The sequence below is a fragment of the Paenibacillus sp. NPDC057886 genome (assembly GCF_042796655.1).
Taxonomy (GTDB): domain Bacteria; phylum Bacillota; class Bacilli; order Paenibacillales; family Paenibacillaceae; genus Paenibacillus.
The window spans coordinates 1-21,711 of sequence record NZ_JBHVMZ010000001.1 but is presented as its reverse complement, the minus strand read 5'-3'; the positions used below and the strand labels follow the sequence as shown (position 1 = coordinate 21,711).

16 protein-coding genes are annotated in these 21,711 nt (G+C 47.1%); 2 read left to right on the top strand and 14 right to left on the bottom strand.

What is annotated here, in order from left to right:
- The 8 genes from ACFVQB_RS00080 to ACFVQB_RS00045 all read right to left on the bottom strand — a co-directional run bounded on the left by ACFVQB_RS00080 (position 1) and on the right by ACFVQB_RS00045 (position 8,178).
- The gene (locus ACFVQB_RS00080; RefSeq protein WP_379434306.1) at positions 1 to 1,197 is read right to left on the bottom strand and encodes a nucleotidyltransferase domain-containing protein; all 1,197 of its coding nucleotides are present in this window, start codon (positions 1,195 to 1,197) and stop codon (positions 1 to 3) included.
- Entirely contained in the window at positions 1,181 to 1,663 is a 483-nt protein-coding gene (locus tag ACFVQB_RS00075; protein WP_379434304.1) for a lasso peptide biosynthesis B2 protein, read from the bottom strand. Before ACFVQB_RS00075 ends, ACFVQB_RS00080 begins: the two co-directional genes overlap by 17 nt.
- Positions 1,664 to 1,667: 4 nt before the next feature.
- The gene (locus ACFVQB_RS00070) at positions 1,668 to 1,967 is read right to left on the bottom strand and encodes a lasso peptide biosynthesis PqqD family chaperone (RefSeq protein WP_379434302.1); all 300 of its coding nucleotides are present in this window, start codon (positions 1,965 to 1,967) and stop codon (positions 1,668 to 1,670) included.
- Positions 1,964 to 2,911, bottom strand: a complete 948-nt coding sequence (locus ACFVQB_RS00065) for an aldolase (RefSeq protein ID WP_379434301.1) — start codon at positions 2,909 to 2,911, stop codon at positions 1,964 to 1,966. The genes ACFVQB_RS00070 and ACFVQB_RS00065 overlap by 4 nt, the downstream gene beginning before the upstream one ends.
- Positions 2,912 to 3,056: 145 nt before the next feature.
- Positions 3,057 to 3,188, bottom strand: a complete 132-nt coding sequence (locus tag ACFVQB_RS00060; RefSeq protein WP_143805395.1) for a paeninodin family lasso peptide — start codon at positions 3,186 to 3,188, stop codon at positions 3,057 to 3,059.
- Positions 3,189 to 3,258: 70 nt separating this feature from the next.
- On the bottom strand, positions 3,259 to 5,190 hold the full coding sequence (locus tag ACFVQB_RS00055; RefSeq protein WP_379434300.1) for an asparagine synthase-related protein: 1,932 nt from the start codon (positions 5,188 to 5,190) through the stop codon (positions 3,259 to 3,261).
- Entirely contained in the window at positions 5,187 to 6,455 is a 1,269-nt protein-coding gene (locus ACFVQB_RS00050) for a sulfotransferase family protein (RefSeq protein WP_379434299.1), read from the bottom strand. The genes ACFVQB_RS00055 and ACFVQB_RS00050 overlap by 4 nt, the downstream gene beginning before the upstream one ends.
- 382 nt (positions 6,456 to 6,837) lie before the next feature.
- Positions 6,838 to 8,178 carry an MFS transporter gene (locus tag ACFVQB_RS00045; RefSeq protein ID WP_379434298.1) on the bottom strand — a complete coding sequence of 447 codons (1,341 nt, stop codon included), beginning with the start codon at positions 8,176 to 8,178 and terminating at the stop codon, positions 6,838 to 6,840.
- A 262-nt stretch (positions 8,179 to 8,440) separates the two neighbouring features.
- Here ACFVQB_RS00045 and yhbH point away from each other — a divergent pair, with 262 nt between their 5' ends.
- The gene (gene yhbH, locus ACFVQB_RS00040) at positions 8,441 to 9,607 is read left to right on the top strand and encodes a sporulation protein YhbH (protein ID WP_379434297.1); all 1,167 of its coding nucleotides are present in this window, start codon (positions 8,441 to 8,443) and stop codon (positions 9,605 to 9,607) included.
- A complete protein-coding gene (locus ACFVQB_RS00035; protein WP_379434296.1) occupies positions 9,604 to 11,040 on the top strand; it encodes a SpoVR family protein in 1,437 nt (478 codons plus the stop codon). Before yhbH ends, ACFVQB_RS00035 begins: the two co-directional genes overlap by 4 nt.
- A 107-nt stretch (positions 11,041 to 11,147) precedes the next feature.
- Here ACFVQB_RS00035 and ACFVQB_RS00030 read toward each other — a convergent pair whose 3' ends face one another.
- The 6 genes from ACFVQB_RS00030 to ACFVQB_RS00005 all read right to left on the bottom strand — a co-directional run bounded on the left by ACFVQB_RS00030 (position 11,148) and on the right by ACFVQB_RS00005 (position 21,478).
- Positions 11,148 to 13,619 carry an EAL domain-containing protein gene (locus ACFVQB_RS00030; RefSeq protein ID WP_379434295.1) on the bottom strand — a complete coding sequence of 824 codons (2,472 nt, stop codon included), beginning with the start codon at positions 13,617 to 13,619 and terminating at the stop codon, positions 11,148 to 11,150.
- 306 nt (positions 13,620 to 13,925) lie between these two features.
- Positions 13,926 to 15,587 carry an ABC transporter substrate-binding protein gene (locus tag ACFVQB_RS00025; RefSeq protein ID WP_379436189.1) on the bottom strand — a complete coding sequence of 554 codons (1,662 nt, stop codon included), beginning with the start codon at positions 15,585 to 15,587 and terminating at the stop codon, positions 13,926 to 13,928.
- A 118-nt stretch (positions 15,588 to 15,705) separates the two neighbouring features.
- The gene (locus tag ACFVQB_RS00020) at positions 15,706 to 17,475 is read right to left on the bottom strand and encodes a sensor histidine kinase (RefSeq protein WP_379434294.1); all 1,770 of its coding nucleotides are present in this window, start codon (positions 17,473 to 17,475) and stop codon (positions 15,706 to 15,708) included.
- A gap of 12 nt (positions 17,476 to 17,487) precedes the next feature.
- Positions 17,488 to 19,104 carry a response regulator gene (locus ACFVQB_RS00015; protein ID WP_379434293.1) on the bottom strand — a complete coding sequence of 539 codons (1,617 nt, stop codon included), beginning with the start codon at positions 19,102 to 19,104 and terminating at the stop codon, positions 17,488 to 17,490.
- A gap of 235 nt (positions 19,105 to 19,339) precedes the next feature.
- Positions 19,340 to 20,344 carry a LacI family DNA-binding transcriptional regulator gene (locus tag ACFVQB_RS00010; RefSeq protein ID WP_379434291.1) on the bottom strand — a complete coding sequence of 335 codons (1,005 nt, stop codon included), beginning with the start codon at positions 20,342 to 20,344 and terminating at the stop codon, positions 19,340 to 19,342.
- A 129-nt stretch (positions 20,345 to 20,473) separates the two neighbouring features.
- The gene (locus tag ACFVQB_RS00005; protein WP_379434290.1) at positions 20,474 to 21,478 is read right to left on the bottom strand and encodes a protoglobin domain-containing protein; all 1,005 of its coding nucleotides are present in this window, start codon (positions 21,476 to 21,478) and stop codon (positions 20,474 to 20,476) included.
- Positions 21,479 to 21,711 lie beyond the last annotated feature (233 nt).

Genomic DNA, 21,711 nt, shown 5'->3' with positions numbered 1-21,711 from the left:
TTATCCCCTCTCCGTCATCGTGTTCCTTTTGATTCGCCGCCAGAACCAGAGAAACGGACGTAACGGAAAATACAAAAAATGCAGTGAACGCGGAAGCCGTAGTTGATCTACATCCCAGGTACTTGGATACAAACGTTCAATGAAGAAAAACAGCTTCTGCCTTGTGCTTCGAAGTGCAAACAGATAGGAACGATAAGTCTTTACATCCGCCGGGCTCTCAATCATCTCATTCATGAATACTACGCCTCGTATGGCTAATTTCTCTCCCGCGCGTTCGTGCGAAGACAACATAGCAAGATAATTCGCATCCAAAGGAGTGTTCAGTAATATGGAAGCCAAATGAAGAGCTTGTGCACCAATGGATAATCTGCCTTCTGCTTTTAGACGACGCTCCACTTTTTTGACGTCTAGGGGCATATAACGAATCATCTGGTCGATATCCAGTAACCAGCGCAGTCTGAACCATCCATGTCTTGCGCCGTGCGTCACCAAATATGCCCACAGATCCTCCCTTTCCAACATACGGACAGGTGTCTGGGTATAGGTGCTGAATCGACTGCGTTTCCACAGTAATTCAAAATCAGTTTCTCGTCCGGAATCCGGGTTAAGCCGCCAATGGATCTCCACTTGGGTTCTTTTGACCGGGTGTTTGTAACAGATATGATGTTCCCGCCATTTCCAGCTGGCAACGGTCGGCGTTCGTTTGCCTTCCTTCGATTCATAACCAAGCGATTCAAGGATCTCTTCCGCGGACTCCACATCATCAAAGGGAATGAGAATGTCCAGGTCTTTAGAGGTCCGCAAGGATATATCTCCATAAAGATCATGTGCCAGCGTGGGCCCCTTGAGCGTAATATTCCGAATGCCTCGTTCACGAAAAGCACCACACACGTGCTCCATCTCGGCTGTCAGATGTAACATGCGGAACGTATTGGCTGTATATTGCTGCCTCAAGTTTTCCACTACAAAAGCGGGAATAAGCGCTGAATCCAACTCTTTTATTTTCAGATAGAGAACAGAGTACAGTCGATGATGATGGGCGAGCTGCAAAAAGAGTTTCCAGTCCATCCCCTTCAGCCGTATCTGGGCATCCTCAGGGGTTATTGCTGTTAGATCGCCTTTAATCATGCTCAAAATCAGCTTAAGCTCCTGCGGAAAATCCGCTGTATATTGTTCCCACTCATGTATCGTAGACAACCTCCCCAGCTCCCTTCTCAGGACACCGCTTGCCAAACACGCCGACAACCGTATATTGGTCCATTGTATCTGCTCCAGTCACAATCAATTTCCCACTGCGCAGCCATGCATGAGCCATCATTTGGCTTTGTTTATTCCGTGCAGTACCCATATAAAGAGTACTCTCCACTTTACGGCGTTCCAGCATCTTCATCGCTGCGATTGCCATGACAAGGCAACGACTTTCCCATAATGTGTACCTGCTGGCAATGAGTATAGCTTTAGAAATATTTCGTATCGTGGTCACATCACTTCGATTGAGTCCCGTCATCGGCGTTTCGTACATCGGTGTTCCGAGACCTGGAGCAATTTTGGCAAAAGGCATCGCCTTAAGTATTCGTGCCCATCCAAGGTGGACATACGCTTCCCATACCAATCCACGAATTTCACGAGGCAGTGAACGATATGCTTTTATTTTTCGCAACATGGCTTTACTCTCCGCGGGTAACGTCAATTAATCCTTCATGCGTCAGATGCTCAAGAAATTGAACAACCTGCTCACGGCATAGATCTGGTTCAATCTCATATTCTGAGGCTAACACTTCAACCAATTCGGTCAATGTTCGTTCTTCACTGATCAGATCCCAGATTCGTCCACCCGTGCTGCCCAGATTATAGTACTTTCCGTTATGGATGCTCATCATGACTTTTTCCCCGCCCATGTCACTGACAAGATTGCCTTCCTTCCGCAACACACGGTCTTCCCCATTCATTGGCTTCGTTGCTGTCATTGTCCCGTATACACTCCTTTGCGTGCATGTTCTGTAATCCGGTCAGCCATCTCAAATGCAGTAAAATCAGAGCCTGACCTCGTGATTCTAAAAACTTCAATACCGGCGGACAGCCGTGAGACCGTCTCAAACAGCCATTGTGCCAGACCCTGTCTGGAAACAAGTCCACTACGAAATGTATGAGAGCACAGCATGTGAAGGCGTTCCAACCCGGCAACTTCCATTATCTGTACGGATTTCAGCATCTCTTCCGGCTTCGGATCAAGTTCGAAAACAGCGGCAAGCGGAACGGGTCTATCATGAAAATAGTGCCGAACAGGTATCGCATATTTCGTAATCTCCGCATGAACCGTTGCATAATCCTGTTCCTTCATGCCGAATCCGTCCAGGCTAGGCTGCCATAACTTTTGCTGTGGATAACCCGGTGATACGATTGCTCTTCCCCCTGCATCCCATGTCAGCGCCACGACATCATCCGTTAAGAGTGGAAAGCCGCGTGAAGCAAGTGCAGCTGATAAAGTGGATTTGCCTGCGCCCGAGTGTCCAACAAATGCATAAGCCCAACCATCAATGACCACCGCACTTCCGTGCAGCGGAAGAATGCCACGCTGCATCATAATGACGGCCATACATGTGCCCAGCACAAACAATCTAACCTTTTTGTCATCTGCTCCCGCTTGAGGGGATACCACGATACGGCGTCCTTTTTCCATGAGAAACAGACCCGTATCCTCGATCCGAAAAAAAAGACTGCCATCTCGCGATACAAAGTTATCGCTCCCCATATCCCACTCTTCCCACTGTGCTGCCAAATCAGCTATTTCAATGTGTACGTCCGTATGGGCAGCTAGAGAATCTGTACCGTTCTGTACGATTTGGAGTTCAGGCATTGGGAATTGGCTCAACCAACGCAAGCCATACGCTTCATACTGCACAGGCAACAATGAATGATTCCTCCCTCGCAATTCTGCATGTAAGTAAAAAAAGCCCTTATATTCGCACTGCTCAATATAAGGGCGGAGGCGAAAAGTTGGAATATTGCCCTTTCCGCCCTTCTAAGTATGATGGCACATGTTAAAACTAAACAACTTAGGAAGTTGGATCGTAGAGATCAGCATCGTGGACAGTAATCCAGTCGATCTGTTTGTAACCTACTCCCGCCATCGTTTGGTTCACTTCCAATACTTCCAGTGCTGGTGCTTGCCATTCCTTTTTTTCCATTTGCATCGTGTTCACCTCCTCTCATGAGTCAACTGATTAATGAACTCATATCCCGGTTCATATCGCTGCATCAGAACTTTCGGATGAATCGATATACGATCAGGCTATGCATCATCAACCGCAAGTCCGGGTGGGAAGCAAGCTCGGGCCGGGGGTTTGGAAAATTCGCAAGTGCGGACTTGATTCGCTCTGTGTTCAATATGCCAGCGACCCGGCTGTCAGAACATAACGCACGCAATTCGGCAGTAAAATCGCCCCAATTGGGAATCATGCGGTGCAACCAATCCGCGGGCTGAACACCGCGCACTCGCTGGTTTAACCTCACTTTGTCAGGCAGCTCAGGTGATGTAGCCCGCCGAATCAAGGCACGGTCCGTCCCTTGATTAACATATTGTTCAATCGGTACGGACAGACAGAAACGAATCACTCTGGCGTCACTCGTAGGATCACGCTCCCACGCCCGATAACGAAGAGAGCATTTGGTGGCGACAGCACCATTTTTGTTCGCAATGGCCAGGTTATTGAATTTCTCAGCCCGTACTTTGAGAGCATCTGCCTGCGCACCGCCTTGCAGAACGATAATTGATTTGAGCCGTTCCAATACGCCTGTTCGGCTAGCAAACTCCGGATGGATTAATTGCACCGATGCGGCTTGGGCAGCGCCCTTTGACATGGATTTGAACAATTCCGGGTACGCTTTACGACCCGTAATTTTGGCAATTCGTGAGAATTTCATCCCGGTACGTTCACTGTACTGCTGCATTTCCCGGAGCCACCGGAACCAGCGTCCGCTTTTTAGTAAACTGGCGTAGTAATCAAGTGCTGGGCCCCAGGAGACCGTGAAGTTGCCCCGCGCTCCAGTCAATAGAATGCCTGCATCCTGCTGGCTCGCTTTTTCATAAAAACCACGAATCCAGAAGGAGTTCTCAAAGTATTTATAAGGCATCTCCATAATATCAAGCCAGGTGTCCACTTCACTAAGTGGGCTTCTTCCCTCAAAATCAAGATAATTCTCGGTGATATTACCGACATGATTAACCGTAGACTGGATAAACGGACGTTCATCTGCTAATAGTGTTTTCGATGTATAATCCGTAAAGTCAGACACCGGAACATAGCTGTACGCATTTAACATTTTGCCTTGACTCCGCAGTGTTCCAGAGGCAAATCCAACCACAGCCCCAGAATCCAGTCCTCCGCTTAAAGCAGCAGCCACCTGTCGATGCGTTCGCAATCGCGATCCAACAGCTTGACCAAATACCTCCCGGAATGCTTCTACATATTCCCCGTCGGACTTGAGTCTTAGAGGCTCCACTTCGTCCCAGCGATGATATTGTTTCTGTTCCAGTCTCCCATCCCTGAAGCTAAGCGTATGGGCCGGGGGCAGCTGACTCACACCGCGATAGACGGTTGAATGGATATCTGCCGAGTCATGCATATCGGGAATGGCAAGAAATTCGGACAACCAGATTTCATCCAGTTCTTTATGTACACCCTCCAATTGCAGCAAGGGATTCATTAAGGTACAGAAGGCAAACCGCTCACCATCATGCCGAAAATAAAAGGATCTCATGCCAGTAATATCTCTGGCAGCGAAGAGTCTACGCTTGCGATCATCCCAGATTGCGAAGGCGAAATCGCCAAGCAGTTTCTCGGCCATATGTTCATCCCACCGCTGATAGGCTCGCAGGATCAGTTCACTATCCGACAATCCTGCTAACTCCGCCCTCGATATGGACAGTTGATCTGCCAGTTGCTCCCGATTATCCAAAATGGCATCCGCCGTGATAGTCAGACCGCTCACTTCATCATATAAGGGCAATTGCTCGCTGACCGACTCCGGCGTAATCCACTGGGCATGGCAGCTCAGGAAGGCTTCATTGCCCTTCCAGACCCCCGTTGTATCCGCCGGAACGTGGCCCAGACTGGCATATAGACGCCAACTGTCCTCCCATAACGCTTGCTGACCATCGGTGTGAACAATTCCTGCTATAGCGCTCATGACTTTCCTCCCCGGAGTATCTTGCGCTGTGAAGCCCAGGCGCTTATCTGGTTACCAAACGGAATCAAGGATTTGATACGCTGAATCTTGCTGTGAGCAGAGGCAAGCTGTACCTTCAATCGTTCCCGCTCATTGTACCCTCGTTCCAGCCGATTATCGGCTGCACGCAGCGCGGCTTCCAACTGCCTGATCGTTGCCAGTGCGGCCAGTGTCGGGTCAATCGCATCCGGTTCATTCGCTGCCCGATTATCCCCGCTTCCATCTGGAGTATTGCCCGCTAGGTTTACAGGCTGCATCCGGTAATCTTGCTGCCAGCTGCTTCCCGTTGCTTCTGAAAATTGACGCGTTAGCTTGGATATGACTTCCTCATCCGGGCCGGCTTCGTAACGTACACCCGTCCATTGCTCGGCTTCTTCAAGCTGTTCACTGTAGCCCATTCGATGGAACAGATCTGCGCCTATCACCCGGCAATAGAATTCAACTTCCTGTGGATCGAGTATTTTTTTCCAGTTGTTAACAGAATCTTTATGGGCTTCCTGATGCGAGGACAGGAACGGATCACCTACACCCATACTATAGAACATATTGGACTTTGTACTATCCACAAAGCGTCCATATTGCTCTATTCCCTCTTCATATCCGATGCCAAGAAAACCGCATAGCTTTTCCATTTCGTTCCGTGGGTTGGAGACGAGTTGTTCGTACTGAACTTCATAGGCGTTCACGTGTTTGTCCGCAAAATAATCATTTAAACGGAGCATACCCAGCGTGAGATCAACTGCTTTCATATTAAGGTTCGGACTCTGCAAGGTGCCAATCAGTTCAAATCCTTCTCCTGTATGGCGGTTTACCTTTTTGTAGGAAGCAGCTATGGCAAGGGGGTTACGCTGGAGATGAATGCGCTTGGACTGTGGAAACAGTCGATCAAGCCATTCCAGCATATAATAGTAACGAGGAGATTTATCTACGATGAAGTCTGCCCCGCTCCCCTCCAGAAATCCGTTATAGATTTCAAGAGCAAAGCTTCTGCACGCCTTCTCAAAACCTTCGTCTGATACCATAGCGCTGTAAAACTGACGGATGATTGCACTTCCGCCGTAGGGGCGGGAATCAGCCTTCTGCAAATCTACAAGATTCATCAGAAACCACATCTCCTGTGTGGCAAATACACGGCTGTGATTTTGCAGCATCACGGTGGATAGCGAACTTCCACTGCGAGGTACACATAGTAGTAAGACAAGTCCGTTACCATGAACATCTACCAATGGCAGCCTCTCCTCTGTAAAATTAAAATAAGCATGCAGTTGGTATAGCTCTTTAATATCAATATCCTCTAATATTCCCAAACGGAAATAGGTAAAATGGATGATGTACTTTCGACAATCTTTAGATACGATATGTATTCTTTCTTTTACTCTATGATACAAAATGTATCATGTCAATCTTTTATTTTCACCTTTTCATAATATCTTTCTATCCACTCTATTCGGTTCTCTGTCGTTTAAGCACTTATACTTATTCTTCGACCCTCATCATTTATAACTGTTGCATAAACATGAAAAAGCTCCGGAGCAGTTTACGAATAAACAGACCCACGGAGCTACTATTATTAATGATGAACATTAGCTATAAAACATGGTTAACCACTCATCCGGTTGATCTTGCCTCTGAGCCTTTCCCCGAAATGGGATGATGCATCCAGCCTTGTTCTTCTTCCTGATCCGCCTGAATCGCATCCGACATCCCCTGCTGCACTTTAACCGTTAACAACACTGCAATCCCAGCAGCAAAAAAGAAAATCAGAGACAGAATCCCCCATCGGGTTGACCCTGTTAATTGGCCCACCCAACCAAATACAAACGGCCCAAAAATGGAAGAGAATTTGCCTGTAATATTCACAAATCCAAAATACTCTCCAGTTCTGCCAGCAGGCATCAAATTGCTAAACAAGGAACGCGCTGTCGATTGACTTACGCCCTGCACTACACCAACCAGCCCAGCGAGCAGATAAAAATGGATGGCTGACGTCATGAAATACCCCAAGATAACGATGCATATGTAAATGGACAAGCTTACCATCAACACCTGCTTCGCGCCCCAACGCTGTGCCCATGCCCCCAGCAACAATGTGCAAGGAAACCCGATAAACTGGGTCAGTAACAAGGCCAGCATCAGATCCGCTGTCCCGATCCCAATGCTTGTTCCATAGATCGTTGCCATCAGAATAATCGTGTTAATGCCGTCATTGAAAAACCAGAAAGCAACCAACATTCGCATCAACTGCGGAAAACGCCGTATCTGGCGAAAAGTTTGGCCAAGTCTGCGTACGCCCACACTGGCATATTCTTTCCATGAATTGGGCATATCCGGTGCTGCAGGACGGTGCGGTGCATGGCGAAATAACGGAATGGAGAAGAACAGCCACCACAACGCTACAGAGATAAAAGCAAGTCTTGTGCCCGCAAGTGTGCTTCCCATCCCGAACCACCCAGGCTGCTGAATCATCAGCATATTGACCGCAAGCAGCAGTCCCCCACCAATATAACCATAGGCATAACCTTTGGAGGAGACCATATCTCTTCGATCGGCTGGTACCAGATCGGGCAGCATTGCATCATAGAACGTATTACCACCTGCAAAACCGATAGTCGAAATGACCAGAAGCGCAGAAGCGAGCAGCCAGTCTCCCTCCCCAATGATGCTGAATCCGAGTGTTGCGACGATGCCAATGATGGAGAATACTCGCAGAAAATCACCTTTGCGCCCCGACAAATCCGCTAATGTGCCCAGCAAAGGGGTTAACAGCGCTACACATAACATGCCGATGGAATGGGTGTACGCCAGATAAGATGCTGCAGTATCTGCATCCAGTGTAGCTGCAGCCACGGAAGCGTAGAAGACGGGAAGAACGGCTGCAAGTACCGTCGTTGCATAGGCTGAGTTGGCCCAATCATACATAATCCATGCCTTAACTGCCCGTTTATCCAAATGGTATCCTTCCTTTGCACACATCCCTCAAAGGGATGCCAAGTAAACACCTGTCCCTATTGTAAAGGAAGTTCGTCACACTTGTTCATCGTTTCTGTAAAAAAGTTCCGGACGATCTGTACAATTTTAGATGATCCCGGAAGGGAAACTCGCGTAATTGTATCATTTTATCTACTCACGCATCACATATCGTCCCCGCCCGTGAATATACTTAATTACCGACAGGCCAAACTGTGCCGCGTAATCAATGGGGGGTGCCTACATGTCAAATTCACACCAGCCTTACTCGTTTGTCGTATCCCGGGAAGATTGGTCGCTTCACCGCAAAGGGTACCAGGACCAGCAACGCCATCAGCAAAAGGTTAAAGATGTCATCAAGCAGAATCTGCCTGATTTGATTACCGAAGAAAACATCATTATGTCCGACGGACAACAAATCATCAAGGTACCAATCCGCAGTCTGGATGAGTACCGTTTTGTGTATAACTACCAAAAGCAAAAACATGTGGGGCAGGGAGACGGTGACAGTCAGGTCGGGGATGTTATCGGTCGTGATCCCGCTTCGAAGAAACCAGGCAAAGGTGAAAAGGCCGGAGATCAGCCTGGGCATGACATTGTTGAAGCCGAGGTGAGTATCGAGGAATTGGAAGATATGCTTTTTGCGGAACTGGAGCTTCCGGATCTGAAGCAAAAAGACAAGGATCAGATTGAGACACATACGGTGGTATTCAACGATATTCGCAAAAAAGGTATGCAGTCCAATATTGACAAGAAACGCACCATATTGGAGAACTTGCGCCGCAACGCCACTACTAGCAATCCGGGTATTCACCATATCAGCCCGGATGATCTGCGTTACAAGACGTGGGAAGACAAAATCATTCCACAGTCCAATGCGGTCATTATTGCCATGATGGACACTTCCGGGTCCATGGGTTCCTTTGAGAAATATTGCGCACGCAGCTTTTTCTTCTGGATGACCCGTTTTCTCCGCCGTCAGTATGAGAAGGTTGAGATTGTTTTCCTCGCCCATCATACCGAAGCCAAGGAAGTGACCGAGGAAGAATTTTTCACCCGCGGCGAAAGTGGAGGCACCATCTGCTCCTCTGTATATATGAAGGCACTGGAAATTATTGATAGCCGTTATCCGCCTTCCAGCTACAACATCTACCCTTTCCACTTCTCGGACGGGGATAACCTGACCTCGGATAATGAGCGGTGTGTCAAACTGATTGGGGAACTGATGAAGCGCAGCAACATGTTTGGTTATGGCGAGGTGAACCAGTACAACCGCAGCAGCACACTCATGTCCGCCTATCGTCATATCAAGATCGACCAGTTCATGTATTATGTGATCAAAGAAAAAGGCGAAGTGTACAAAGCTTTGCGCAGCTTTTTCCAGAAACGGGAAGGAGGCAGCGTAAGATGACAGATGAAATTCGTGACCTTGAATACGCCATTGCCGAGATTATGGAGATTGCCGATGGATTCGGCCTGGATTATTATCCGATGCGTTACGAAATATGCCCTGCCGATATCATCTATACCTTTGGAGCATATGGTATGCCGACCAGGTTCAGTCACTGGAGCTTCGGAAAGACTTTTCATAAAATGAAGATGCAATATGATTTTGGACTCAGTAAAATTTATGAGCTCGTAATCAATTCCAACCCTTGTTACGCCTTCCTGCTGGATGGCAACTCGCTGATCCAGAACAAACTGATTGTCGCACACGTGCTGGCACACTGCGATTTTTTCAAAAACAATGCCCGCTTCTCCATGTCGAATCGCAATATGGTGGAGAGCATGGCAGCGACTGCTGATCGGATCAGCAACTATGAGATGGAATATGGTACAGAGGCTGTTGAAGCGTTCATTGATGCCGTTATAGCCATTCAGGAACACGTCGATCCACAGTTGATCAAACCCCGCCATTTGGACAAACAACGTTATATGGAGATGAAAATGCGGGAGCAGCGTGGGGAGAAAACGCCAAGGCCGGAAGGTCGCTATGATGACTTGTGGTCACTTGATGACATCCATACCGAGGAAACACCTGCGGAGGGAATACAGGTACATCACTTCCCGCCAGAACCGGAAAAGGATATCATGTGGTTTATCCAGGAATTTTCTGAAGTGTTGACCGATTGGCAGCGGGATATTATGAGTATGATGCGTGAGGAAATGCTCTATTTCTGGCCGCAGATGGAAACGAAAATTATGAATGAAGGCTGGGCCTCCTACTGGCATCAACGTATTATACGGGAGCTGGACCTGAACAGTGAGGATACGATTGAATTTGCCAAACTGAACTCTTCCGTCGTGCAGCCATCCAAGCAAAGTTTGAATCCCTACTATTTAGGGCTGAAAATATTCGAGGATATTGAACGTCGCTGGGATAACCCATCCCGCGAAGAAAGAGAACGTTTTGGGCGTCAACCAGGGCAGGGTCGTGCCAAAATGTTTGAGGTGCGCGAATTCGATTCTGATACCTCATTTATCCGCAATTACATGACCAAGCAACTAACCGAAGACCTCGACCTCTATGTATTCGAGAAAAAAGGCCCGGACTGGAAAATTACCGACAAGTCCTGGAAAAACATACGGGATCAGCTTGTATTTTCACGCATCAACGGTGGTTCTCCGTATCTGGTCGTTCAGGACGCCGATTATCTGCGAACAGGAGAACTCGTGCTCAAACATCAATACGAGGGCATCGAGCTGGATCTGAAATATATGGAACGGACCCTTCCTTATCTATACCGCCTTTGGGGGCGTACCGTCCATGTGGAAACACGGGTTGAAGATAAACCGATCTGGTTCACATATGATGGCAAGAAGCACCACCGCAAGTTTTTATAATCAACAGCTGTAATACGCCTTATAGACTGATCCTAGCCTATAAGAAGACAAAAAAGCGGCAAGTCCCTGGCATATGGCAGGACTTGCCGCTTGGCATTTCAGTGAACTTAGAGAATCAACGGAGCTCCATGCAGCCGCAATGGCACAAAAAAGTCATGCTCCACTTCGCTTGCCGGCAATGGACGGCTGAAATAATATCCCTGAATTTCGCGGCAATCATTTTGCATCAAAATATCCAGCTGTCCTTTCGTCTCGATCCCTTCCGCAATCACTTCCATCTTCAGATTCTGAGCCATCGATATGATCGTCGCTACAATGGCTTGGTCACTTCGGCTCTCCGTAATATCCGTCACGAACGAACGGTCAATCTTTAACTTATGAATTGGAAAATGCTTCAAATAACTCAGCGAGCTATATCCTGTCCCGAAATCATCCAGGCTGATTTTGACCCCAAGCGCTGTAAGTTCATTCAAAATACCTGTGGATACCGACGCATCCATCATCATGCTCTCTGTAATTTCCAATTCAAGATAGCGGGCATCAAGGCCAGTCTCCTTGAGTGCATTTTTGACCTGCTCCACCAGGTTGGATTGATGAAATTGCTGACTCGACAAGTTAACGGATACCGGAATGAGCGGTCCGCCACTGGTATGCCAAAGTTTCATCTGTCTGCACGCTTCGCGCAGTGTCCAGTTCCCGATCTCATAGATTAAACCTGTCTCCTCTGCCAGTGGAATGAACACATTCGGAGACAGAATGCCCTTGTTTGGATGATTCCAGCGAATCAAAGCCTCCACGCCGATCATACGGCTGTCTTCTGTACGAATCTGAGGTTGATAATACAGGACCAGCTCATCCCGTTCCAGTGCTTTGCGCAAATACCCTTCCAGTTCAATTCGTTCATACAGCTCCGAATCCAGTTGGGCCGTATAAAACTGAAAACCATTCTTGCCGTTTTTCTTGACTTCATACATGGCGGAGTCTGCATGCTTCAACAACGCATCCGCTCCTGTTCCATGATACGGATACATCGCGATCCCGATGCTGGCTGTAACATAAAAGTCATTTTCCTTTAATCGATAAGGTAGCTGAATCGCTCGAACAATCCGTTCTGCCAGTTCGGCCACCCGTTCCTCATTCCCCTGCTCATTCGTAACAACCAGTGTGAATTCATCGCCCCCCATACGAGCAAGCATGACATTATCCGTCGCTTTCGGGTCTGAATCCTGGATTGCACTCATAATTCTGCCGCTCACTTCTCGAAGAAACACATCTCCAATGGAATGTCCCAGGGAGTCATTAATTATTTTGAAACGGTCGATATCCATCACCATAACTGCAAATGAACTTCCTCTTGCCTCAGAAGTTGTGATCGTATCCTCCAGCACATCATCCAGCTTGCGACGATTTGGAAGCCCGGTGAGCGGATCATGCAGAGCCTGATGGCGGATGCTTTCCTGAGCCTGTTTCTCCTCGGTGACGTCTTTGATCAGAATGTGGCTTCCCTGATGTTTACCGTCAATCAGTACAGGCACTACAGCGATACTTAGGTCAAGATGATTTCCCTGAACGTTTTTCATTTTCCCCATGAAATGCTGCTGCTCACGGGTATCATCATCCCACTCTACATGCTGCATTCCACTTGTCCAATGAATATCAACATGCTGTGAAATCTCATCAATAGAACGATGAATAATCTCTCTTTCTTGGTACCCTGTAATTCGTGTCACTGCAGCATTAATCCCCTTGATAGCCCCTTGCTTATCCACCGAAATAATGGCATCTGAATGGTTTTCGTACAGGGCCTGATACCACTGTTCATTTTCGTGAATCCGGCGATCCTTCTGAGATAGACGCTGATTAATAAAGATACCGAACAAGGTCAACCCTAATGCAGTAAAAGTACCCGCTGCAATCAGATACGCGAGAAGTGAAGGTTCAATCTGCATCCCCGAACCAGCCATTGCGTCATGCGCATGATGAAATCGTGCAGCTGACATCCCCGTATAATGCATTCCTGTGATACCCAGCCCCATAATAAGTCCGCTGCCCATCTTGTACACCCATGTATAACGTGACTGATGCTGCCGGAAGAAAAACATGAGCCATAAGGCAGCAAATGAAGCTAAAGCTGCGATCAGGATGGATAACACTACCCTGCCTGGTTCATATGTAATGGGAACCGACATGGCAGCCATTCCGATATAATGCATGCTGCTAATGCCTGCGGTCATGAGCACTCCTGCGATCAGGAGCTTGCTTATTTCACCTGACTGCTGACCTGCAATATTTAACGCTACACCAGATGCAATAATTGCAAGAAGAACGGATAGAAAGACCTCACCTGTGGAATACGACACATGCATGGGAAGAACAAAAGCCAGCATGCCCACAAAATGCATGGACCAGATTCCCAAACCCATGGAGACTGCCCCGCAGGTAAGCCAGACATTTCGGGACATGCCTTTAGCCAGACTTACCCGGCCCGCAAGGTCAAGCGCTGCATAAGAAGCCAACGCTGCAATAATGTAAGATAAAATAACCAGTTCTAAGTTGTACGTTCCATGTAGGTGCTCCACTCACTTTGTCCTTTCAACCGGGAAATGCCTTGTATGTATGCAAAATGTAAAAAAGAAGCGAGTGCGCTGTCTGGATGACAGGCACTCCCTCCACATCATTTGTCTGGAGACCACCGACTTGTTATAAAAGCCAAAGTCATACATCTCTACCCCGTTAATATTGATGTATATAGTCTAAACGTCCCAGACGTGAAAATCAACACTTTTTTCCAGAAAAAACGGATGTTTAATATCGCCAAATTCCCATCCACCATGCGCCTTGGAAGCGTTTATCCCCCCCCCCTTTCCATCCTTTCCTCGCCAACCTTATTCGCCTTGGACCAGTTTCGCCTTCTTGCGAACTTCTTCGGTCATCGTCTGTTCATAGCCCTTCACATCAAGCTTGTTGAATTCCTTCACATATTCATCCCAGACCTTGTTAAAGTCAGCCGGACTGGAGAGGACCAGTTTGGGCACATATTTCTTTTGTAACTCCGTGCGTTTCTGCCCATAGATATGGGCTGGTGAGCCTTGATCAAAAGCAATGCTCCAAGCCGGGTACCATGGACGTTCATCCGGCGCTGCGAACAGCTGGGAGAACGTCTCCACACCATACTTCTCCAGAATGAGCTTATCTCCATCCGTATAGGAGAATTGGGCAACTTCGGGTTGTCGTTCTACACCGACAGAATTACCGTCAGGCAGAGTCGATCCATTACCGTAACGGGGCCAGCTGTACTCAAAGTATTTGAATCCGAACGATTGACGGAACTCATCTGAATCCGTTTTCCGGATCATTTCCGCTGAGCGCATAAACCGTCCCTTTTCATCCACTTCATAGGTCTCACCTTCGATCCCCCAGTTGGACAGAATCTGATTCTCATCTGTTAACAGGTTATCAAAAAATTGGATGATACGAACCGGATCTTCCGCGCTTACGGTAATGCCAATCCCCCGGTTATTAACAAAGCTCGGCGGATCCGTGTACTGATCCTTGGTGTTTACGTCGTATACAATAGGCAGTGCCATATATCGCAAGTCGTCGTTGCCGGCTTCCTTCAGATTGTTCATTTCCTGCCCTACCTGCCAGGCATAATCAAAGAATCCAAGCACTTTCCCACTGGTCACTTTCGCAAGATACTGGTCATAGTTATCGACAAAGGAGGACTTATCGAACAGCCCCAATGAATTCATTTCATTCAGCTTCTGCATCCATTGTTTGGTCTCTTCGGTTAGCCCATAGTCCCTCGCTTCCTGTGTCTGCATATCCACCATGATGGCTCCATCATTCGGATAGCCTGCAAGATGCATTGCCGGGTTGGTGATCGCAAAAAATTTATCATCATACGTAAGTGACAGGAACCCAGTTAATCCTTCATCTTTGTGTTTGTCAGCGTATTGTTTAATCAGATCCATGTATTTATCCAGCGTGGTGATCTTTGGATATCCGGCATCTTTCAATACGCGACGTTGTACCCAGAAGGCACCTTGATCCACATTCGGATTAGGCAGATAGTCTCCAACCACTGCGCTCATGGGCAAAAAATAAATGTTGCCGTCTTCCTCTTTCATCAGATTATAGTACGGCTCGTACACCCGTTTTATATTTGGGCCATACTGATCTATTAGATCGTCGAGTGGAATAAATGCACCCGCATCCATGATTTTGTCAATTGCCCCGTCCGGTACCATCACATCCGGGTACTTGTTGCTCGCAATCATCGTTCCTATTTTGGTATTGATATCCCCAACAAGGTATTCTATTTTGAAATTAACCCCGGTTTGTTCCTCCAGCTTTTTGCCGATTGTAGTTTCGTTTGTATTTATGTCCTTGCCGGAACCCGCTTTAAAATACGAGAATGTAACTTTCTCTGTGCTTTCTTTGCCGTCTCCCCCTGCTCCGGCTTCTGATTTAATCTCGCTTCCTCCCCCGGAACAAGCCGTCACCATGGTTAAAGCTAATACTGCCGGCAGCCAGCGCTTTAGCATGTTGTTAACCAATATGAACGCACCCTCTTTCTCCCTCCACTAATGTAAGCACTTTTATTATAAGGTTGATGATAAACTTTGTTTACCGGATAAACTATAGGCTTTTGCCTTAGAATAATTAATGCTTTGGTGGATTTGGTGAATCTTCAAGGGGTAAACCAATTTCCACACGTGTGCCTGCCCTTGGAGCACTATCGATCCGAATATGGAACCGGCTATCGTAGATCAGCTTCAGACGATAGATGACATTCTGTACACCTACGCGATCACCCATTGAGTCTTCCGTTTCCATGTAAGAGAGTAGCTGCTTTCTTTTGTCCTCTGTCATGCCTGCCCCCGAATCCTCCAGCACACAGATCAGTTCTGTACCTGTTCGCCGAATACGAAGTCGAATCTCCCCGCCTTCCTTCAGTGGTTCGACGCCATGAATGCTGGCATTCTCAACAAAAGGCAACAATGTCATCTTGGGGATGGGACAATCCGCAGCCTGTGGATCCAGATCAATCGTATAATTCAACTTGTGACCGAAACGATATTTCTGAATTTCAAGAAAGCACGTCACATACTCCAGTTCTTCCTGTATGCTGACTTTATCCCGATTCCAGGTTAGGGCATTTCGAAAAATTTTAGCCATATGATAGATAATTCGTGCCGTCTCATCTTCATCTTTCATGAGGCTGCGCATGCGGATGGTCTCCAGCGCGTTAAATAAAAAGTGTGGGTTAATCTGGCTCTGCAAAGCGTTTAATTGGGCATGTCGCCGCTGTAACTCCAAATTTTTATGTTGGATGTCTGCTACGTAGACGTCGTTAATCAAACGATGGATCGTCATTGTCATGCGATTGAATTCGGCTGTCAGCTGCCCAATCTCGTCCGATGATTCCGGCTGTCTGATCGGTTCAAATCGTTGATGTTTCACTTTTTCCATGTGTTTCAGTATTCGTGCCAACCTCACGTGGATTGTGCGTGTCATCCAGATAATGATCCAGGTCGGCAAAATCAGATTGATACAGGCCAGTACAACAACGAGGTGACTGGATTTGCCCAGTTCCTTGTAAATCTCGGATTCATCGAACACCCCATTAATTTTCCATCCCTCCATTTCACCGGACAACGGATAGGCCATTTCGAACTCTTTCTTACTTTGTTGATTCATGACATCGCCATAATTCACGAGTTGACTAGTCCATGGGATACCAGCATCCGTCGAGTAGTCTATTTGTCCAGCCGGATTAATCAGATACAGGTTGCCCTGTACGTTAAGATTGGTGAAAATCTGGCGAATCGTCGACGGCTTCAAATCCAGTCGTAAGAACTTTTCTTTCCATCCGGGCAGAGCTTCATAATAATTCAGTTTGCGTAAAATGCTGAACGTCTGTCGATTCCCTTCAGGGCCGGATCTCATCAGAAGGGGTGCGGAGTGTTCACTGTTTGCCAGCAGCCTGTATGGCTCGGACTGTCGAACCTCTTCAGTCAGAAACTCAACTCCCCCGGAAGGCAGTACACTTTCGTTATCCACATATATCGTCAAGCCTTGGAGGGAGCGGTAGCCAGAGTAATAGGTATTCAGGATCTTGCGAAGATAAGAATCGTAGGCTTCGATATACTGAACCGGATGTGTATAATTCACATCCAGCATGTCATTTAATATACTGTCCGTATAAAAGCTTGAGGAAAAATCGGCTGCATTGCGAATTTCCCCCATAAATTGACTTCGAATCTGTTCCATTCCTTTGGAGAGGTCGGCCATTCGCTGGGACTTTACGTTCGCTATGGTCACCTGATAGAAAATAACATTGGTGAGAATAACAGGTACGAGCACAAAGAAGAGATACAAGATCAGCATTTTATCTCGTAGACGGATATTATTAAAAAAGTTGAGCTTCACGGCGTCATCTACCTACCCTTCATCCAGGATGCGATTTCGATATTCCGTAGGAGAGCATGATTCCGTTTTCTCAAATTGAGTCCCGAAATAATCACTGCTTCCGAACCCAACCCTCTCGGCAATTTCATATACTCGCATATCCGTCTGACGCAGCAGCTTCTTGGCCTCCTCAATGCGAAGCTGAAGCAGGAAGTCGTTGAAATATATGCCATACACCTTACGGAAGCGTTGTCCCAAATAGACCGGATTCATGTAAAATTCGGAGGCAATACTTCTCAAATTAATATTGCTTCTGTAGTTGGCTTCAATATAATTTTTGATTTTCGTCATGGCTCCCCTGTGATTGTACTGACGCTGTTCTGCCAGTTTCCGCGCTGAATCTAACATGAAAACTGTCAACAACTGTCTGGCCTCTTCCAATGTTCCGCACTCGGCTTGCCATACCAGAATTGGTTTGAACGAAGATATCTCTTTCACATTCACCTCAGCCGATTTCAGAATCGATAGTACTGCTGAGATCAGTTGGTGAATTGCCGATGTCACTGCAATCGGAGCGTAATGTGCAGTTCTCATGCCGGTGAACCATTCACCCAGTGCAACCTCCAACGCCTTAACCTGTTGTTCCTCCATAAGTGATAAGAGTTCCTGCTCCTTTTCATGATTGGTATGCACCCACTGCACAGGCTCATGCTGCATGTCATCATACAGGACGATCTCGCTCTTCTCTGAAATAAATTTATAGGAAATCGCCTTCAGTGCGGTCTGATAGGCATGTCCAATGAGTAAAGGTTCATAACAAACCTTCCCGATATATATACTTACAGAGTCATGGCTCATTTCGGAGAAGCAGGATTGCATTTGCCCGGCAACCGCTTGAAGATTCATTGAATAAGGGCGTAGATGTTCCGCAGTTAACAGAACTCCGACACGTTCGCCATGCTCTTTTACATGCAGATACAAGCGGTTTGCATACATCTTTCCAAAAACAGACTGCACAATCCGGACAAAATTCTCTCCCTGCCCGGGTCCTGGCCCCTCCTCTTGAAGAGTATCCGAAACCCGGAAATGTGGCGCGTTATTCTCAAACAGCAGATATGCCAGCGGGTCACCAGCACGTGTACCTGTCAGTTCAGTCCACTGTTCAACTGTTTCCGAATCCGATTCGCCATAGATAAACTGATCAAGTAATCTGACGTATTCCTGCTCACGTCTGGTTTGTTCAGCATGTTTGTGGCGATTCAACTCCTCCGCCAGCTTGCGTAAAGTCCCTTCCAGTTCAATCTCATCGATCGGCTTCAGAATATAATCCTGTACCCCGTACCTCACGGCCTGCTGAGCGTAAGCAAAATCATTATATCCGCTCACGATGATAAAATAGGGCTGCTTGCCCTTGGTTAGAACCTGCCCATCACGCTCAACCATGCGCCGGATCAATTCCAGTCCATCCGTCTCCGGCATGCGTATGTCCGTAATGACAACGTCGGGCTGCAGCTGTTCGATCCGGGTAAAAGCCTCATCCCCATCATTCGCCTCTCCAGCCACTTCGAACCCGCATGCTTCCCAGCGGATCAGTTTTCGGAGTCCTTTGCGTGCGTATACTTCATCATCAACCAGCAGTACCCGATGCATGCCCATCACCCTTCCCATTGAATGACAATTGCAGTGTATCTATGTTCATCAGTAAAAAGTAAGCGATTACATGAAATTTTGTATTATTCTGCCTTTTATTGTTAGGGTCTGTGTTGCAAAAAGTCAACAGCTTTTCCTGCCAGCTTTGCACAGCAACTTCTGATCCCGTTATTTCTTAGAATAAAATGACATACCAAAAAAGCACAGCCCGTAGGCTGTGCTGGTTTGAAGACCTTTACGCTTGCGCAGGTGCGGTCGTTTGACGAATCACCAGATTGGATGGCTCCGTAATGACTGGTGGAGTATATGCAGGATTCTCAATCATGGCAATCAGATATTCGATGGATTTGATCCCAATGGAATGAATATTTTGATTAATCGTGGTCAACCCAGGTTTGAACACTTCCGCATAATATGTGTTATCAAATCCGACAACAGATACATCCTCCGGCACCCGTAAACCATGCTTCTCAATTTCGTGGATCGCACCGAAAGCAGACATATCTGAAGCACAGACAATCCCCGTAGGCTGGTCCTTCAATGCAAGCAATCGGCGGGCTGCCTTACTGCCGCCATCGAAAGAATAGTCGCAGACCTCCAGATACACCGTTGAATATGGAATGCCGCAGACACGCAATCCTTCCCGATATCCATCGAGTCGAAGATTCGCTACGGCAGGCCCAAGTGTACCTGAAATATAAGCAATTTTCTGGTGACCCAGTTCATGCAAATGTTTAACACTTATGGCGATGGCATTTGCATTATCCGTCGTTATGTATCCTGCCCGCTTGCCAAACAAGTCGGTGTCAATGAACATCGTCGGAATCTCCGCAGTAACCAATTCCTGAATACTCTTGTTGTCTCTTCCTTCCCCGAATACAACAACGCCGTCCACATTTCGGCTGCGGCAATGTTTAATAAACGAGTATGTCGGATCATCAAAACGTGTAGATAAGCGAACAAGATCGTATCCGCTGTTTTCCAGCGCTGTTTTGATTCCTTCAAGCAGCTCCGATACAAACGGATTGGTAAAAGGAACCGTCAACAATACACCTACCGTCCAAGAACGGCGTTTTACAAGTCCACGTGCAACCACATTCGGTTGATATTTCAATAGTTCGATGGCTATATTGACTTTTTTGCGAGTTTTGTCACTTACATCGGGATAATCGTTCAGCACTTTGGAAACGGTTGCAACAGATACGCCCGCCTCTTTGGCCACATCATGGATAGAAGCCACCTGATCACCTCAACCTCTTTCAAATCCCCTGTCTCCGGCTGCATTCACTATAACATCGGCAGGTTTGTCTACCCATTATAGCTTAAAACAGCCAGAAACGGTATCACAGCTTCCAGCCGGTATTACCGCCTATTCCTGATGATCCAATTTCCTTAGATCAAGTGCCAGTTTCTCCATAGTGGTAGCAAAAACCGCAAGCTCTTCTGAACGGGATGCCTGACGCCTTGCTCCCGAGGCGGTATGCTCCGACTCCTGTTGAACACTGCCCAGCTTCTTCATGATCTGTGCCAGGTTCGACTGGATTTTCCCTTGAGCCTCACGCGAACTAGCCGCAAGCTTGCGAACCTCACTGGCAACCACCTCGAATCCCCTGCCAAATTCTCCTGCATGTGCAGCTTCAATGGCGGCATTCAAACCTACTAGATGACTCTGATCCGAGATTTCACGAATGATCTCACCCATTTTGCCAATCTGATGAATCTCTTTGGTGAGCTCTTCCAACAGTCCATTTGCCTGATCCTGAGAGGCTGCCGTTTCCCTGGCCACATCAGAGATCGCCTGAGCATTTTCATTCAATTCACTAATCATGCCCGTCAGCTGCTGGGTAATCTGCGTGATCGCCAGCAAAGTGTGCTGCTGATCTTCAGCGAGTTGATTTAATTTTTCTTTTTCCTTCTTCTCGTAAGCCTCCAATACAAGCTGTGAATCGAGGTTGAACATTTTACTAAGGGCCTGGATGACCAGATGCCAGTGCTCAGGAATGACCTGCTGGAATATGCTTGTTGCAATATCAAGGTAAACCATATACGTGCCCAGATAATAATCTTCGGACAAACCAATGCGGGAATGGACCAGTCCGATCGCAATGCGCTGTTCAATGTATGCATCATCAACTACACCATCGGTCATGGATAACCAGTATAACTTTTGTGTTTCCTTCAAACGGTCAATGGAAGAGAAGCGGGCAATCAGATCGACCAAATTCGGATAATTTCCCACATGATTGTAGAAATGGTCCACCACTTCGTCTACCACTTTCTCAAAAGCAGGTCGATGATCAGCAAGCAATTGCAGATCTCCGGCGGTCAATCCAATATAATCAAGTTGTTGTTGTCTTGCTATAGCAATACTCATAACTAGTTCTGTCAGCTCCTTAATAACCACAAAAAATAATAAATTGTAAATATATGTATCGATTATAGACTAAATGACCTAATTTAACATATACCATAAGAACTAATTTGTCATGGAATTAACCTTCTTTGTCAGTTTAATAGAAATAGGTAAGGATTTGATATGATCACCGCCTTTTCCCCTTCTCCGCACCGTGCGTGCGACTTTCATCGCACACGGCGCTCCATCTTTTT